A 15,551-nucleotide genomic window follows, 5' to 3' on the forward strand; every position below is an offset into this window, starting at 1 on the left:
TCATGATGTTTAATAGAATAATCGACTTGTCAGTAAATAACCGGCTACTCAGTGTGCTGTTCTTAATAGTGATTGTTGCGGTATCCGCTGTCAGTATTCCCAAACTTAATTTGGATGCGTTTCCTGATGTCACCAATGTACAGGTCGCGGTTAACACAGAAGCTCCTGGGCTTGCAGCAGAAGAAGTTGAACAACTGATCACATATCCAATTGAGGCAACTATGTATGCCCTGCCAGATGTGGAGCAAGTACGTTCTATTTCCAAAACAGGGTTATCTGGTGTAACAGTTGTATTTAAAGAAGGCACTGATATCTATTTTGCAAGGCAGCTGGTATTCGAACGATTAGAAGCTGCAAAAGCACTTATTCCGGATGGCGTTGGCACGCCTGAAATGGGTCCTAATACATCAGGACTTGGGCAAATATTTCAGTATATGCTTAGGACTAAAGAGGGAGCTGAGTATGATGCGATGGCGCTACGTAGCCTCAATGATTGGGTCGTAAAGCTATTAATAATGCCAATTGATGGTGTGACAGAGGTATTGTCATTTGGTGGTGATGTGCGTCAGTACCAAGTTCATATCGATCCAAATAAGCTGCTAGCTTATGCGCTATCTCAGCAGGATGTTATCAATGCGATAGAGCGTAATAACCAAAATGTTGGGGGCTGGTATCTGCAACATGGTCAAACACAGTTAGTGGTCAGGGGCACAGGTTGGTTTAAAAGTGGTGAGCGGGGAGTTGAAGAGATTGCTAATGCGCCAATCAAAACCATAGATGGCACTGTTGTAAAGGTGGCACAAGTCGCGACGGTTTCTGTCGGAGCTGAGATCCGCCAAGGTGCTGTAACGATGTCAAAGAAACGAGAGTCCGGCGAGGTAGAACAATTGGGTGAAATTGTTACCGGTATTGTACTTAAGAGAATGGGAGCTAACACCAAAGCCACGATAGATAGTATCCAAAGTCGTATTACACTGATAAATCAAGCATTACCGGAAGGGGTAATATTTGAGCCATTCTATGATCAATCAGATTTGATCAGTAAAGCCGTACACACTGTTGTGAAAGCGCTAATATTGGCTTTTGTTTTTATTGTCGTCGTACTGGCACTATTTCTTATGAATCTTCGAGCGACCTTTCTTGTACTTATATCTATCCCAACCTCTATTGCGATGGCACTTTTTGTAATGGCTTGGTATGGAGTGTCAGCTAACTTGATGTCGCTTGGGGGAATTGCAGTGGCAATTGGGATGTTAGTCGATGGCTCGGTTGTAATGGTAGAAAACATCTTTAGACGTATCATACAAAACGATCCCAAGGGCGATAACGCTATTATTCAAGTCGTAAAACTTGCCTCAAAGGAAGTTGCAAGGCCGATTTTTTTTGCTGCCAGTATTATTTTAGTTGTTTTTACGCCACTTTTTAGCTTTGAAGGGGTTGAGGCAAAGTTATTTCACCCTATGGCAATTAGTATCATTTTGGCGGTGGTGGCTGCGGTATTTGTTGCATTAGTGATTGTACCGGCTTTGGCTGTTTATGTTTTTAAATTTGGCGTCGAACAGAGAGAAAGTTATGTACTGACGCGATTAGAAAAAGCATATCGCCTGAGCTTAAGCCGAGTAATGTACTGGCGAAAGTCGTTACTTATGATTGTTCTATCACTCACGGCGATGGCGGGTTTCACATTTACTCAAATAGGCACTGAGTTTGTGCCTGAGCTAGAGGAGGGAACGATTAACCTTAGGGTTACCTTAGCCCCCTCTGCAAGCCTAGAGACTGCTCTTGATGTTGCACCTAAACTAGAAAGAATATTACTAACATTTCCAGAAGTAACTTATGCCTTAAGCCGGATTGGTCGCGCAGAGATTGGCGGCGACCCTGAACCTGTAAATAATATTGAAATTTATGTTGGACTACAACCTGTAGCACTGTGGCAAAGTGCACACAGCCGAGACGAGCTACAAACACTGATGGAAGAAAAGCTGCAAGCGCATCCCGGCTTACTTTTCAATTTCTCGCAGCCAATCGCCACTCGTGTAGATGAATTACTCTCAGGAGTAAAGGCACAGCTGGCCATAAAGCTGTTTGGCCCAGAGTTGGCAGTATTAGCAACAAAGGGCCAAGAAATAGAAGCCGTAGTGTCACAAGTTGAAGGCACACAGAGCGTGCAATTGGAACAGATTACAGGGGAAGCGCAGCTAGTTGTTACACCTAAACGCCAAGTTCTGTCCCGCTATGGACTGGCTGTGAGTGATGTAATGACCTTGGTACAAGATGGGATCGGGGGGAAGCGGGCTGGGCAAGTTATCAATGGCAATGAGCGCTATGACATATATGTGCGTTTAGCACCTGAGTATCGCCAAACTAAAGAGGCGATTGAACAGATACGTATACAATCAAGTTCCGGCGCTTGGATCCGGCTGTCTGATGTGGCGCATGTTGAGTACCAATCTGGTTCACCCCAAGTGAGGCGGGATGATGTTCAGCGTAGAGTGGTCATACAAGCCAATGTGCAAGGTCGAGATATGGGGAGCGTTGTAAACGATATTCGCAAAGCTATTGATAGTAAAGTTGATTTACCTAGCGGTTATGGGATTGAAATTGGTGGCCAGTTCGAAAACCAGCAACGTGCTCAGCAACGGCTAGCCTTAGTTATCCCTATGTCTTTATTATTGATCACATTGCTACTTTATTTAGCATTTGGCTCAATTGCACAGGCTCTGCTCATTTTAGTCAATGTGCCCCTCGCGGTGATTGGCGGGGTATTTTCGTTATACCTTTCAGGTCAGTACCTATCGGTGCCAAGTTCGGTCGGGTTTATTACTTTATTCGGTGTTGCGGTGCTCAATGGAGTGGTGATGGTTGATAGTATCAATGCACGTATCGCCAGAGGTGAAGCTATACATCATAGTGTATTTGAAGGTGCTACTTCTCGCTTACGACCCGTACTGATGACCGCAATTACCTCAGCTTTAGGGCTTATACCAATGTTGTTATCGTCCGGTGTTGGGGCGGAAATTCAAAGGCCACTTGCTAGTGTTATTGTTGGTGGATTATTCACGTCAACTTTATTGACGCTGTTTGTATTACCTGCGTTCTATCCTCTATTCTCCAAACGGAGCAATCATAAATAAATGAAGCGGGTGGTTCTCACCCGCATTCAAAGAGTGTCATTGATGACCATGTTATCAAAAAACCTCACCAGATCTTAACGACGGTCTTACTCAAAAGTTAGCACTACACCACTATACGGCGGAGCTTACCCGGGAATTATTCTCACTTCTTGAGTTATGTGGGTGTAAATGAAAATGGTTTGCATTAGTGTTAATGTGATCATATAGTGTGCCTAAGCTCGGGTTAGCTTCTGGTAAAGCTTAAGGTTAAATAAGGGTTAAATATGAAAGATTCTATGGTTGGCGATGCGAACTACACAATCTCTGATACTTGCGAGTTTTCTGCTGTGTTGTCTCCTTGGCAAGCTAAAATAATGTCGGGTAATCAAGCATATAAAGCACAAACATTCTTGCATGCCCGTGATGAATATCAGTCCGCATTGGTGCTGGCTACTCGGATTTTGGACGAGTTCTTATTGTACCAAAAAGATAATATCGTGATTGGTGCCATTGAGCACAGTTTGCCAGCAGTAGTGGTATCGGCGCATAATCTTGCAGACACATTCATTGCGCTTGAACAACCTAATCGTGCCTGTGCACAGCTCACTTCCGTTCATTTTAAAGTGCACGAAGTTTTTAGTCAGTTGGAGAGTGAAGTCGCGGCTATTGCCCTTCACCATTTGCATAAAACGCGTCAAGAACTCATACATTTTGCCAAACGCTACCCACACCTACCTGAGCTCATTCATCATATTAACGAAGCGATGCTGAATACGCATATACGAGGGCGCGCTTTACACTAAAACTTGGAGGTCGAATGGCTTTTACATTACCTAATTTACCTTATGCTTATGACGCGTTAGAACCACATATCGACGCAAAGACAATGGAGATCCATCATACTTTGCATCATCAAACATATATAAATAAAGCGAATGCGGCACTCGAGGGTACAAAATTTGCTGATAACAGCACTGAAAGTCTGCTGCGAAACATAAAAGCCCTCCCAGAAAATCTGCAAAAAGCAGTACAAGAACACGTTGGAGGTCACGATAATCACAGTTTATTTTGGCAAATAATGACGCCTAATTTTCTCCCGTTAGGTGATGGTGCGCTGAAACAAGCGATAGAGCAGGAACTCGGTGGATATGAGCAATTTAAGACAGAGTTTACCAACGCCGCGGTGAGCCGCTTTGGTAGTGGGTGGGCATGGTTAGTGGTTGATGAAGATGGCAAGTTATTGATAACAAGTAGCCTTAATCAAGACAGTCCGTTTATGGCTCAACAAACACCTATCCTTGGCTTAGACGTGTGGGAGCACGCTTATTATCTTAAATATCAAAACCGCCGCCCAGAATATATCGCCGCTTTTTATCATGTTATAAACTGGTCAGAAGTAGAAAGAAGATATAACGAAGCCGTCGGTAAACTAGCCTAACTTTAAAAAATAGAGCAGCATTTTTAGCGCAGGAGTTAGTACTGGTCGTAACTCAATGCTAACCCCTGCTTTTGTACTTATTAATATCATAACTTATGTGATTGAGTGCCAAAAATGGCTAGTTTGCTACTTCCATAGCCAGTAGACTGATACAAAACGATGTATGAGCTACGGTCATGTATACACCAGAGGTTTGTTCTGAAGCCAGAAATAGCCGCGATGCTAGGTTTGATGGCTTATTTTTTGTTGCTGTTAAAAGCACCGGTATTTATTGTCGGCCAATTTGTCCAGCACCTGCTGCCAAAGAAAGTAATGTGGAATACTTTCAGTTTGCCCATAATGCTGCTCAAGCAGGTTTTAGGCCTTGTATTCGGTGCCGCCCCGATAGTGCGCCTGGAAGTTATGCGTGGCTTGGAACAGAAACGACAGCTGTCAGAGCTAAAAAGCTGATAGATGAGGGAGCTTTGTTGCGCAGTTCAACCTCATGTTTAGCAGAGCGACTAGGTATATCCGTCAGATACCTCAATAAGATATTTAGTCATTATTTCGGTACCAGCCCTAAACAATATGCGTTGTACAAGCAGTGTGACTTGGCTAAACAGCTGTTGCAACAAACCGACCTTCCTGTAACGCAAGTTGCTTTTGCCGCAGGGTTTAAGTCATTGAGGCGATTTAACGATGCGTTTCAGAAGTTATATCAGTTATCACCAAGCCGGTTTAGAAAGGGAACAAACCGCGACGCTTTGATCTCAATTTATTTATCTTACCGCCCTCCATATAATTGGCAAAGCATGCAGCAATTTTTGGCTAAACGAATTGTCCCAAATCTAGAATGGCTGAATGAACAAAGTTATGGCCGCACTGTCACTGTTCAGGGGATAACAGGGCGTTTTTGCGCAACCATAGAACCACACAAACATCGTTTTAAAGTTGATGTTACCTTGTCTGATTTATCATTATTAGTGCCGATGATTGCACAGATCAGGCGAGTGCTAGACTTAGATGCAGATACACATTTTATCGAATCACATCTTCGCAAAGCAGCGCCTGATTTACGTTTACAAGAAGGGCTAAGATTACCTGGAATTTGGGACGAATTTGAAGCAGGGATCAGAGCCATTTTGGGTCAACAAATCAGTGTTCAGGCAGCAAAGAACCTATTGACCTTACTGGTGAGTGAACTGGGGGAGAAGACCGAAGATGGCATGCAATATTTTCCATCAGCGCAGGCGGTGTTTGATAGCGAATTAGTATTTTTTAATATGCCAGCAAGTCGTAAAGCTGCTATCCGCGCGTTTGCGCAGCAATATGTTGAACAACCACAAGTTGACATTGATAGTTGGCAAAATATAAAAGGGATTGGTCCGTGGACTGTGAATTATGCAAAAATGCGAGGATTGAGTCACCCTGATATTTATTTAGGCGGCGACTTAGGGGTAAAAAAAGCCCTAGAAAAGTCGCAGCAAGCAATAAATGTTGATAAATGTGCGCCGTTTCGTTCTTATTTAACTTTTCAACTTTGGCAACTATTATGATAGAAACTACATTGGCGTCACCTGTTGGCGAGTGGATAATTCAAGCATCCGATAAGGGGTTAAGTTATGTCGGTTTCTTCCCAAAAACGCGATACGAGTACGGGGAGAATCAACATTCAACCATGGCGAAGTGCCAGTTACGCGAGTACTTTGCAGGCAAGCGTAAGCAGTTTGATGTGTCTTTGGATGTAGCAGGTACAGACTTTCAAAAGCAGGTTTGGCATGTATTGGCGAAAGTTCCCTTTGGCGCGACTTACTCCTATGGTTGGATAGCCAAGCAATTAGCTAACCCCAACGCGGTAAGGGCGGTTGGTGCTGCAAATGGTAAAAATCCCATCAGTATTATTGTACCCTGTCATCGCATTATTGGCACAAATGGCAAACTGACAGGGTATGCAGGTGGAATTGAGGCTAAACGTTGGCTTTTACAACATGAAGGGGTTATCTGCGAAAAATAGCATATACTGTTAAACAAGGCGTATAGTTAGTTTGCAAAGTACACTTGGAGATACGGTTGAGATTTTTTTTAGTCCTCTGTTTTTTTGCTAGTATGCCTCTGATTGCTGCTACAGAGGTACGTTTTTGTTACGAGGATAAACATGCACCACCGTTTATACATGGAGCAGGGCAAGTAGTACCTGCTGCAAATCCGGGGGTGACGATAGAGATTGTAAAGCAACTAGACGCTCAGCTATCACCCATTCGCATTAATTATGTAAGAAAACCTTGGAGCCGTTGCTTACACGAGTTAGAGCAGGGCAAGGTAGATGCAGTGGTAGCGAGCTATCGTCAATCAAGAGATAAACACATGGCATATCCCAAGCGAGCAGATGGTAAAATTGACAACCGCTACGCTATAAATAAGATTGGTGTGTGTTTATTACAAAGTATCGCTAACGACACCAAAATTACACTCCAAGACGCGGTTGAACTTGCTGTGCCAAGAGGATACGCGATTAAAGAGAGTATGCCAGCCAATTTTTCAGTATTCGAAACCGATTCCTTAGAAAATGCAATTACGTTAGTTGAAAATGATCTACTAGATGCGACAATAGGGTTGTGCCAGATCGGTAATATGCCGATTACGCTTTCACCTCCATTTAATCGTCTTAAGCCAGTGTTCCCGCCACTAGAGACCACCTTTGGCTTTATGGCTTTTTCTAAACAATTCTATCAGCTATATCCAGACGCCAGTTGGCTGTTGTGGCGTGAAAGTCAGCGGATTGATCTTGATAAAATGTACCAGCTGTACTTGGATGCCCAGCCTGAAGACTCAGATAAGCAATAGACCTTTGTTCGCTTAGTCAGTAAACTACCACGAATTTTTATCTACAAATAACCATTATGGCTCAGCTTTATTTTTATTACTCGGCAATGAATGCTGGTAAATCAACGACTTTACTACAATCGGCATTTAATTATAGAGAGCGGGGCATGCGCCCTTTTATTATCACGGCGGCCATAGATAACCGCGCAGGAGTCGGCAAGGTTGCTTCTCGTATTGGTTTAGAGGCCGAGGCACATGTTTTTGAAAACCATACCGATGTTAAAGCACTCCTCAGTGATGCCCATGGTAATAATAAAATTGACTGTGTTTTGGTAGATGAATGTCAGTTTTTGACTAAATCTCAGGTGGCTGAGCTTACAGATATCGTTGACGAGTTGCGTATCCCAGTGCTGTGTTATGGACTTAGGACCGACTTTCGCGGGGAGCTTTTTGAGGGCTCTCAATACTTACTCGCTTGGGCTGACAAGTTAATTGAACTCAAAACTATCTGTCATTGTGGTCGCAAAGCGAACCGTGTATTACGAACGGATGAACATGGAAAAGCGATTGCGGATGGCGATCAAGTCGTTATCGGTGGCAATGATAGGTATGTGTCGCTTTGTCGTAAACATTATAAAGAGGCACTAAGCAGTAACTAATCATCAAGACTGACCGCTAAATTTCTCGTGATTGAGCCTCTTGAGGATATAATAACAGCACCCTCAAGAGGCTTTTTGGGTTAGATAAACCGCAAAAAACAATTTCTGTTTTATCCGTATGATTTGGAAAAACACGTAGCTTGTACCATGCTTTAAAAAAACGAAAGAGTGTGAGCACGATGGACAAGCAGCGGACGTTATCATTTTTAAGCCAGTCGGAACCGGCTAAGCCTATATCTGCAAACCTAGTAAAACCTTGGGTTGTTTTGATAGTGGATGATGAGCCAGAAGTGCATCAAGTCACTCAACTTGTACTGTCTTCATACCGCTTCGAACAACAACCACTTGAGCTCGTTCACGCCTACAGTAAAAAAGAAGCGATAAACATACTTAACTCAAGAACAGATGTCGCACTTGTTCTACTTGACGTGATAATGGAAAGTGAAGAAGCGGGCTTGGAGTGTGTGCAATATATCCGAGAAGTACTAGGTTATCATCAAGTACGTATCGTACTCAGAACTGGTCAGCCCGCTGCCATACCTGAGCATGAGCTAATGTTACGCTATGATATTAATGATTATAAAAATAAAACTGATCTTACTAAATCCAGACTGTTTACGACATTAACCAGCTCACTGCGATCCTATCAAGATCTTCAACGTTTAGCGTTACTTACCGAAGAGTTAACGGCATTAAATGAAGGCTTGGAAGACAAGGTAAAACAGCGAACACATGAAATAGAAGCCTCTAATAAAGCATTACGACAAGCATATGATCGGATAGCCAAGCAGCAACAAGCACTCGTTCAATCTGAAAAGCTAGCGTCAGTTGGTCAATTGGCTGCTGGCGTTGCCCACGAAATTAATAATCCATTAGCTTACCTCAAAAGTAATTTAGAGTTTGTACAAAGCACGTTAGTTAAACTTTATAAAGCTTGGCAGACGGTCGCTTCTCAATCTCAGCTTTGTAATCAAGTTCTCAATAATATAGAGACAGAGTACCAACTCAACTGGACACTAAGTGAAAGTGACGATGTAATAGCTGATATGCATTCAGGATTAGATAGGATCCAGTTAATTGTTAAAGAGTTGAGCATTTTTTTCGAGAGTAATCAGACTCAATTTCAATTAGTTGACTTTTATACGCAGATTTTAGACCCTGTAGTGATTAATTTAGAACTCGATGGCGTAAGTTTACAATTGATTGAGTTTGATAAAGGAGACGGATTTGAGCTATTTTGTGCTCCTGCGCTGTTAGAACACAGTTTATACTGTATCATTAGAAATGCCTTAGAAAGCTCTAGTAGGCTAAGTCAAACCATCAAAGTAAAAGTCAAACTTATTGATGAGCATATCCAATTTACAGTGTCTGACACTGGAGAAGGAATAGATACCGAGCTGATCCATAGAGTATTTGATCCCTTCTATACCACTAAATTATCTGACAAGCATGTTGGTTTAGGACTAACGGTTGCCTCAAGTATTATCAAGTCTCATGGTGGGCAGCTACACATTCAATCTCAGGTAGGCAAAGGCACTGATGTTACAATTACCATCCCTTTAGCTCAGCCAGCTTTGAACAGAAATACGTCTGACGGTAAATAGTTGTGCTTTCGTTAGCATACATAGCTACCTTGGGGGATCAATCGCATGGTTAATGCTGGTATTCACTCTAAACCACCCCGCGACTGAGTAACGCTTTTTGTTGGCCACGAGCACCTCGTGAGGAAATTCGTCACTTAGAAATGTGACCAATGTGCCGTCGCTGGGCGTTACCGTTGTCAAAATTTGCTCGTGGTTGTTAGGGTTATACACCATTAATTCTCCGCCATCTTTAGCTGACCAAGACTGGCTTAAATAAAGTACCGTCGTCAAAACTCGGTTTGCTTTACCTTTAAAAGCATCCACATGTTTTTTATAAAAAGCACCCGGAGGGTAGACAGCAAAGTGGCTTTCATAGCTAAAAAGTCCCATAAATAGGCGTCTATTTAGGTATGTTTTCAGCTCTGCCATATTGTCTAACCAAGCAGCTTCTAGCTCGTTGTTAGCATCGAGCCAATGTATTTTGTCTCTGCGAATTTTCTGGTTTTGTTCATGCTCGGTAAGGCGGCCAATACCTGTCTGCTCAAAATCTGAGCTCGTCAGTTCAGCGAGCCTTATTTCTAATTTGGATAAAATCTCTGAACCGATAAAGTTGGGTAATATGCTGATCCCAGTTGATTGTAAGTCTTGTGCTATTTTCTCGAATGGGAATGTTAAGTCTAAATCTAACAAAAGCCGCGTCCTTATATTCGCAAAGACGCCTTTTTACCTTGTTGTGGTGCTGCAATCCAGCAAGTTAATTTTACCTTGTCGACAAACAAATTTTGTTAATGATGTTTTTACTCGCAGCTTCTATTAAATCAAGTACTAGCTCAAAACCATGAGTACCTCCATAGTAAGGATCGGGTATCTCATGCTCATTTAGGTCACCAAATTCAAGAAAAAGCATTATTTTGTCTTCTAATCCACTTGGGCAAAGTGCGAGTAAATCTCGACGGTTTGACTTATCTGCACATAGTATTATATCGTAGTCTTCAAAATCACTGGGCTTTACTTGTTGTGCTGAAATCCCTGAGAAGTCATATCCTCGAGCCTCGCCAGCAATGACGCTGCGGGGATCAGGTAAGCTCCCTTGGTGATAACCAATGGTGCCTGCGGATCCAATCTCAATGCTACAGTCTGTTTGTGCTAGTTGATGTTTTAGTACGGCCTCCATAGTTGGAGAGCGGCAGATGTTACCCATACATACGACTAAAATATTTGAAATTGAGTTCACGCGTCTATCCTTTTTAACTTCACCTTGGCGAAAGTTTACCGATTTTTTGATAAGAGCAAAACAAAAAGCACCAATCACGGTGCTTTTTATGCCTAAATTATCCGAAGCTCAGGTGAAATTAATTGAGCGTTAAGACACGTGGATGTCTGTGCTATGAACTGGGCAAGTTTTCATGTGGGCCAAAGACTTCATAATAAATACGTGAAGGGCTTACGCCTGCTCTTAACAATTGGGCCTTAATTGCTGCCATAAAGGAAAGTGGCCCACACAAGTAAAACTCTCCATGTGCACAGGGTAACGATGCTGCGACTGCACTGATATCCATAAACCCAGGTAATGCGTTATGCTCTTTTGACTCCAACCAATTAGTTACAGAAAATTGTTTAATGCCTTTACCTAGCTCGTTAATTTCACCAAGAAATCCTAAGTCTTCGAACATTTTGTTGGCATGTAAAAAGTATGCCTCAATGTCGGGCGTCGTTTGACTATGGACTGCTAGCATACTAAGCATCGGTGTAATTCCCACACCAGCACTAATATAGATCTTTGGACGGTTTGTCTCTTTAGCAGTAAAATCTCCGGCTGGTGGCGTTAGTTTTACCGTATCTCCTGCTTTCAAAGTGTGTAAATATTGGGAAACGAGACCATCTGATTTTACCGAAATTCTAAAATGTTTGCAGTTAGGTGCCGCTGACAGAGAGTATTGGCGTATTTGTGAAGTTGTTTGAGCGCTTGCTGGCAGAAATACTGAAACAAACTGTCCTGCTTTAAATTTAGGTATGGCCTTGCCGTCACATGGGCTTAAATAAAAGCTCTTAATGTTTGGCGTGTGATTGACAACTTCATCAATATAAAAATCTCGTGTCCCCTGCCAACCGCCTACTTGCTGAAGCACATGTTGGTAAAGCCCATGTTCAGCGGTGATAAATAGATCGGCTAAAAATTGGTATGCAGAGATCCAAGCCTGTTCTACCTCATGGGTAAATTGTTCTTTTAATTCTGTTTTAAGCGTATTTATTAAATGATGACCAACGATGTTGTATTGCGCTGGGGATATTCCTAGACTGACATGCTTATGGTTGATCCGTAAAATTGCATCATTAAGTACATCAGGTTGATCAATATAAGTAGCGTAGGCGGCCAGCGCTGAAAATAAAGCTAATGGTTGGCTACCTGAGGCTTGATGAGATTGGTTGAATACGCCTCTCAGTTCGGGGTGCTCAGTAAACATGTTGTGGTAAAACTTCGCGGTAATTTCTGGGCCAACTTTTGCGAGTAACGGCGCGCTTTGCTTCACCAATCTAATCGTTTTATTTGTAAGCATGATTGTTTTGTCTCCAATGTAATGTGAGTAGCCTGAGCTTTGAATAATGAATGCCTTACCCAAACCTCAGGTGAAGTATTAACCCTGTCGCCCATCGAGGCGTTGTTTTAACAGCATTGGGCTAAAGGTGATAAGAAAAAGAAAAAAACCAAACACCCACATTAATGCACTGATCAGCCAAGCGTTGTGGGGGCTAGTAAAGTGAATGAGAAACGCGCGACTTATACCCGCTGCTACAATGCAGGTAAACGCAATCGTTGTGCTGAGATGAGTAGTTAAAGATCTACCGGTATGTCCGAGGGTAACTCTAGCCATCATGCTTAAAATCATTAAGCTCATCCCGCTGATAGCGACAAGATGTAAGTGGTCACGCCAGAATGCTAAATGGTAGATACGATTATAGGCACATAGCAACAGCCCAGCAGCGATTGCAAAGTAAGACACGTAGAGCGACCAGAGCAAGGGAACTTTGACCAGTCGTATATCAAACCAGTACACAGCTCTGACAAGGTGTAAACAACCTAATATCAAAAGGCAGCCATTCAAATAATGCGCATGAAGAAATGATGATTGTAGCGGTGAGATACATACGCACAGTATCGCCAGATAAAAAATGGCACGGTCTACCTTTCGGATAGCGGGTTTTTGATCTTTCTGTAGACCTCTGGCAATAAAAAATGGGATCACACGGCCGCTAACAACACCAATTAACAACATGTATGCTATCAAAGAAGATTGACTAAGTAGGCCTACTTGTAAGAAGTCACCATTATTAAGTGCGGTTAAAAATGCGATATTGCAGCATCCAATCACACCGACATAAAATATAAAAACTCGATTGTTTTTTGACCTTGCTGTGATAATAACTGAGCTTAAGTTAGCCAGTAACAGTAGCCAAAATGTAGCTTGCAATAATAGCGTAAGGGTAACGGAGCTTTGTGGAATAAAAAAGCTCAATCTTGCAGCGAGCCAAATACCACAGAGAGACAGTAAGGCTGCGCCATTGAGTGTGGCTTTTTGTGTCCAGTTTTGAGCGGCCGTTAATAAAAAACCCGCAACGACAGCGCCTGCAAAGCCAAACAACATCTCATGAGCGTGCCAGTAAATGGCTGGATATTTATGGTGCCACTCTAGTTGACCGTTCAATATGAATATCCAGACTGAAATACTCAAAACGGCGCTTAGACCAGCGAGCATAAACAAGGGTCTGAAGCCAAGCATGAGTAATGGCCAAGTTGTTAACTTATGCCATCTGAATTGTATAGCGGTTGGATCTTGTGGCTGGAGCAGTGGCATTTATCTTACCTCCATACCCAAGTGATAAAAGCAAGTACAGCGTACAACATAGGCAACTTTAATAATGGCTGCGAAAATAATCGTACTAATATGTGCAGTAATTTGCGAGTTCAGACTAAAGTGTTCGGCATTGATGTAACTAATTTGCAGCGATAGCAAAAACGCAATAAATGATATCAAGATGACAATATTGCTGTACTTTAAAAGATGGCTCATGTGGTGCACTCATTTAACAAGATAAGTATGAGTGGCTACAGCATGTATTAGGCCAATTTTTAAAACCATTATTATTCAACGTCTTATGTTTTTGTTATTGTCGTTTGAGTCATTTTGACCCACTATTGCTCTGTGTTAATAAAAACCATAAGAGTCATTTTGACATGAATGCTTTAGAACTCTCAAAATTGCTTGAGCTGAGTATGGCTTTATCGAAGCACGTAGTTGGTCAGGATAGTGCTGCACTCAAGCAATATTCAAAAACGCTGATCTTTTCATTGAATCAATGCGTCACCGCAGACGCCATAGCGGTTTTATCCGGCGATAAACAAGCGCTGACTATTCTAGCCAGTAATGGCTTGAGTGAAGATGCTATAGGGAGGCGCTTTTTACTAAAGCAGCAGCCGCGCCTCAACGCGATCGTTGCGGCAGACGGCATAGTCAGCTTTGCTCATGATAGCACTCACCCAGATCCTTATGATGGCTTACTATTGGCGCAAGAGAATAGGCTACCCGTACATGCTTGCATGGGGTTTAAGTTGATGTTACCCAATAATATATTGGTAGTGACGTTCGACAGTCTCAGACCAGAGAGTTTCCAATCATATTCAGATACCTATTTGAATATGCTGAGCAATATAGTGTTATATCAAACTCAACGTGTGCAAGAGTCGATTACGTTTTACAATCAAGCCCGTGCGCACACGACTATTCAACCTCCAAAGATGGAAAAAAAACACGCGTTGGTGGGTGAAAGTGTGAGCATGCAGACACTGAAAGCAGAAGTAGAGCTGGTGGCGAGCTCGGACTTCAATGTATTAATACAAGGTGATACGGGCACAGGAAAAGAGCTAGTCGCAAAACACGTACATCAGCTTTCTGCAAGGGCGGATAAGCCCTTTGTTCAAATTAACTGCGCGGCGTTACCTGATACGATTGCCGAAAGTGAACTTTTTGGTCATGTCAAAGGCGCATTTACAGGAGCAGATAAAGACCGTTTAGGTAAATTTTTGATGGCAGATGGCGGTACTTTGTTTTTAGATGAAGTGGGTGAGTTAAGCCTGTTACTCCAGAGCAAGCTACTGCGAGCTTTACAAAGTGGTGAAGTTCAAGCAGTTGGTGCTGACGAGATCCGCGTGGTAAATGTAAGGGTAGTAGCCGCGACTAATCGAGACTTACAACACGAAATTAAGCAAGGCAAGTTTAGGGCTGATTTATACCATCGACTCTGTGTTTATCCTTTACATGTGCCAACATTGACAGAGCGGCTAGACGATATACCGCTTTTGGTAGGCTTTTTCCTTGAGCAGTTGCGAGCGACGTTAAATGTAAAACAAGTTGTCATGGACAAATTAACGCTAACTAAACTGTTGCAACATGATTGGCCGGGAAATGTCAGGGAGCTAGAGCATTGTATTAGTCGCGCGGCACTCAAAGCCAAGCATCAACAGTGGCAGGCAGACATCATAGAGATCCAGCAAATTGATATACCTATTAAGTCAACCTCCGAAATGTCTGCATCATTGATATCGGGTACTCCTCGTTCAAAACACCAAGTCAGCATGAAATCTGCTGTCGAGGGGTTGCAAAAGCAGCTCATTATTGACGCGATGGAACAGAATAAGATGAACTGGTCAGCGGCAGCCCGTCAACTGGAGCTTGATAGAGCGAATTTAGTGAGACTTGCAAAACGTCTTGGGGTTGATTTGAAAAAGCAGTTTGGTTGACCATCTGCTGATTATTTCTAGCTATTCAGACGGAACTCTAAGCTTAATAAAAATTGTTATTAATACTCTTATAAGTTGTTTATTTTAAAAGAGTATATTAAGAAAATTGTTATTTTTATTTAATCTTGCCAAGAACAAATATTGAACTAGTGTTATAAA

Annotated in this window: 14 protein-coding genes; 9 read left to right on the plus strand and 5 right to left on the minus strand. The window is 42.4% G+C overall.

The features are described 5' to 3' along the window. Positions 1 to 5 precede the first annotated feature (5 nt). The 8 genes from HUZ36_RS04235 to HUZ36_RS04270 all read left to right on the plus strand — a co-directional run bounded on the left by HUZ36_RS04235 (position 6) and on the right by HUZ36_RS04270 (position 9,616). The gene (locus HUZ36_RS04235) at positions 6 to 3,134 is read left to right on the plus strand and encodes an efflux RND transporter permease subunit (RefSeq protein WP_176032171.1); all 3,129 of its coding nucleotides are present in this window, start codon (positions 6 to 8) and stop codon (positions 3,132 to 3,134) included. Between the two features lie 263 nt (positions 3,135 to 3,397). Next, a complete protein-coding gene (locus tag HUZ36_RS04240; protein ID WP_176032088.1) occupies positions 3,398 to 3,916 on the plus strand; it encodes a hypothetical protein in 519 nt (172 codons plus the stop codon). A gap of 14 nt (positions 3,917 to 3,930) precedes the next feature. Continuing rightward, entirely contained in the window at positions 3,931 to 4,551 is a 621-nt protein-coding gene (locus tag HUZ36_RS04245) for a superoxide dismutase (protein ID WP_147390484.1), read from the plus strand. 176 nt (positions 4,552 to 4,727) lie between these two features. Beyond that, the gene (locus HUZ36_RS04250) at positions 4,728 to 6,086 is read left to right on the plus strand and encodes a DNA-3-methyladenine glycosylase 2 family protein (protein WP_176032089.1); all 1,359 of its coding nucleotides are present in this window, start codon (positions 4,728 to 4,730) and stop codon (positions 6,084 to 6,086) included. Beyond that, on the plus strand, positions 6,083 to 6,544 hold the full coding sequence (locus HUZ36_RS04255) for a methylated-DNA--[protein]-cysteine S-methyltransferase (protein ID WP_147390482.1): 462 nt from the start codon (positions 6,083 to 6,085) through the stop codon (positions 6,542 to 6,544). The genes HUZ36_RS04250 and HUZ36_RS04255 overlap by 4 nt, the downstream gene beginning before the upstream one ends. Before the next feature lie 56 nt (positions 6,545 to 6,600). Next, the gene (locus HUZ36_RS04260; RefSeq protein ID WP_254879465.1) at positions 6,601 to 7,374 is read left to right on the plus strand and encodes a transporter substrate-binding domain-containing protein; all 774 of its coding nucleotides are present in this window, start codon (positions 6,601 to 6,603) and stop codon (positions 7,372 to 7,374) included. A 56-nt stretch (positions 7,375 to 7,430) separates the two neighbouring features. After that, positions 7,431 to 8,012, plus strand: a complete 582-nt coding sequence (locus HUZ36_RS04265) for a thymidine kinase (protein ID WP_125253033.1) — start codon at positions 7,431 to 7,433, stop codon at positions 8,010 to 8,012. Positions 8,013 to 8,191: 179 nt separating this feature from the next. Next, complete coding sequence (locus tag HUZ36_RS04270; RefSeq protein ID WP_147390480.1) at positions 8,192 to 9,616, plus strand: hybrid sensor histidine kinase/response regulator; 1,425 nt, start codon at positions 8,192 to 8,194, stop codon at positions 9,614 to 9,616. Between the two features lie 24 nt (positions 9,617 to 9,640). Here the strand turns inward: HUZ36_RS04270 and HUZ36_RS04275 are convergent, their stop codons facing one another. The 5 genes from HUZ36_RS04275 to HUZ36_RS04295 all read right to left on the minus strand — a co-directional run bounded on the left by HUZ36_RS04275 (position 9,641) and on the right by HUZ36_RS04295 (position 13,665). Next, a complete protein-coding gene (locus HUZ36_RS04275; protein ID WP_176032090.1) occupies positions 9,641 to 10,285 on the minus strand; it encodes a 2OG-Fe(II) oxygenase in 645 nt (214 codons plus the stop codon). A 70-nt stretch (positions 10,286 to 10,355) separates the two neighbouring features. After that, positions 10,356 to 10,829 (minus strand): low molecular weight protein-tyrosine-phosphatase, encoded by a 474-nt coding sequence (locus HUZ36_RS04280; protein ID WP_147390478.1) that lies wholly within the window; start codon positions 10,827 to 10,829, stop codon positions 10,356 to 10,358. A gap of 151 nt (positions 10,830 to 10,980) precedes the next feature. Next, entirely contained in the window at positions 10,981 to 12,153 is a 1,173-nt protein-coding gene (gene hmpA, locus HUZ36_RS04285) for an NO-inducible flavohemoprotein (protein WP_176032091.1), read from the minus strand. A gap of 78 nt (positions 12,154 to 12,231) precedes the next feature. Next, positions 12,232 to 13,449 carry an NnrS family protein gene (locus HUZ36_RS04290; protein ID WP_176032092.1) on the minus strand — a complete coding sequence of 406 codons (1,218 nt, stop codon included), beginning with the start codon at positions 13,447 to 13,449 and terminating at the stop codon, positions 12,232 to 12,234. Beyond that, the gene (locus HUZ36_RS04295; RefSeq protein ID WP_176032093.1) at positions 13,450 to 13,665 is read right to left on the minus strand and encodes a hypothetical protein; all 216 of its coding nucleotides are present in this window, start codon (positions 13,663 to 13,665) and stop codon (positions 13,450 to 13,452) included. A 164-nt stretch (positions 13,666 to 13,829) separates the two neighbouring features. Between HUZ36_RS04295 and norR the strand changes: the two genes are divergently transcribed. Next, the gene (gene norR, locus HUZ36_RS04300; RefSeq protein WP_176032094.1) at positions 13,830 to 15,392 is read left to right on the plus strand and encodes a nitric oxide reductase transcriptional regulator NorR; all 1,563 of its coding nucleotides are present in this window, start codon (positions 13,830 to 13,832) and stop codon (positions 15,390 to 15,392) included. The last annotated feature ends 159 nt before the right edge of the window (positions 15,393 to 15,551 follow it).

The sequence above is a fragment of the Pseudoalteromonas sp. McH1-7 genome, from assembly GCF_013366255.1.
Lineage (GTDB): Bacteria > Pseudomonadota > Gammaproteobacteria > Enterobacterales > Alteromonadaceae > Pseudoalteromonas > Pseudoalteromonas peptidolytica.

What these genes read in the sequence shown, in the direction of transcription:
- HUZ36_RS04235 (WP_176032171.1), top strand. Translation starts at nt 6, where the DNA reads ATGTTTAATAGAATAATCGACTTGTCAGTAAATAACCGGCTACTCAGT.
- HUZ36_RS04240 (WP_176032088.1), top strand. Translation starts at nt 3,398, where the DNA reads ATGAAAGATTCTATGGTTGGCGATGCGAACTACACAATCTCTGATACT.
- HUZ36_RS04245 (WP_147390484.1), top strand. Translation starts at nt 3,931, where the DNA reads ATGGCTTTTACATTACCTAATTTACCTTATGCTTATGACGCGTTAGAA.
- HUZ36_RS04250 (WP_176032089.1), top strand. Translation starts at nt 4,728, where the DNA reads ATGTATACACCAGAGGTTTGTTCTGAAGCCAGAAATAGCCGCGATGCT.
- HUZ36_RS04255 (WP_147390482.1), top strand. Translation starts at nt 6,083, where the DNA reads ATGATAGAAACTACATTGGCGTCACCTGTTGGCGAGTGGATAATTCAA.
- HUZ36_RS04265 (WP_125253033.1), top strand. Translation starts at nt 7,431, where the DNA reads ATGGCTCAGCTTTATTTTTATTACTCGGCAATGAATGCTGGTAAATCA.
- HUZ36_RS04270 (WP_147390480.1), top strand. Translation starts at nt 8,192, where the DNA reads ATGGACAAGCAGCGGACGTTATCATTTTTAAGCCAGTCGGAACCGGCT.
- hmpA (WP_176032091.1), bottom strand. Translation starts at nt 12,153, where the DNA reads ATGCTTACAAATAAAACGATTAGATTGGTGAAGCAAAGCGCGCCGTTA.
- HUZ36_RS04290 (WP_176032092.1), bottom strand. Translation starts at nt 13,449, where the DNA reads ATGCCACTGCTCCAGCCACAAGATCCAACCGCTATACAATTCAGATGG.
- HUZ36_RS04295 (WP_176032093.1), bottom strand. Translation starts at nt 13,665, where the DNA reads ATGAGCCATCTTTTAAAGTACAGCAATATTGTCATCTTGATATCATTT.
- norR (WP_176032094.1), top strand. Translation starts at nt 13,830, where the DNA reads ATGAATGCTTTAGAACTCTCAAAATTGCTTGAGCTGAGTATGGCTTTA.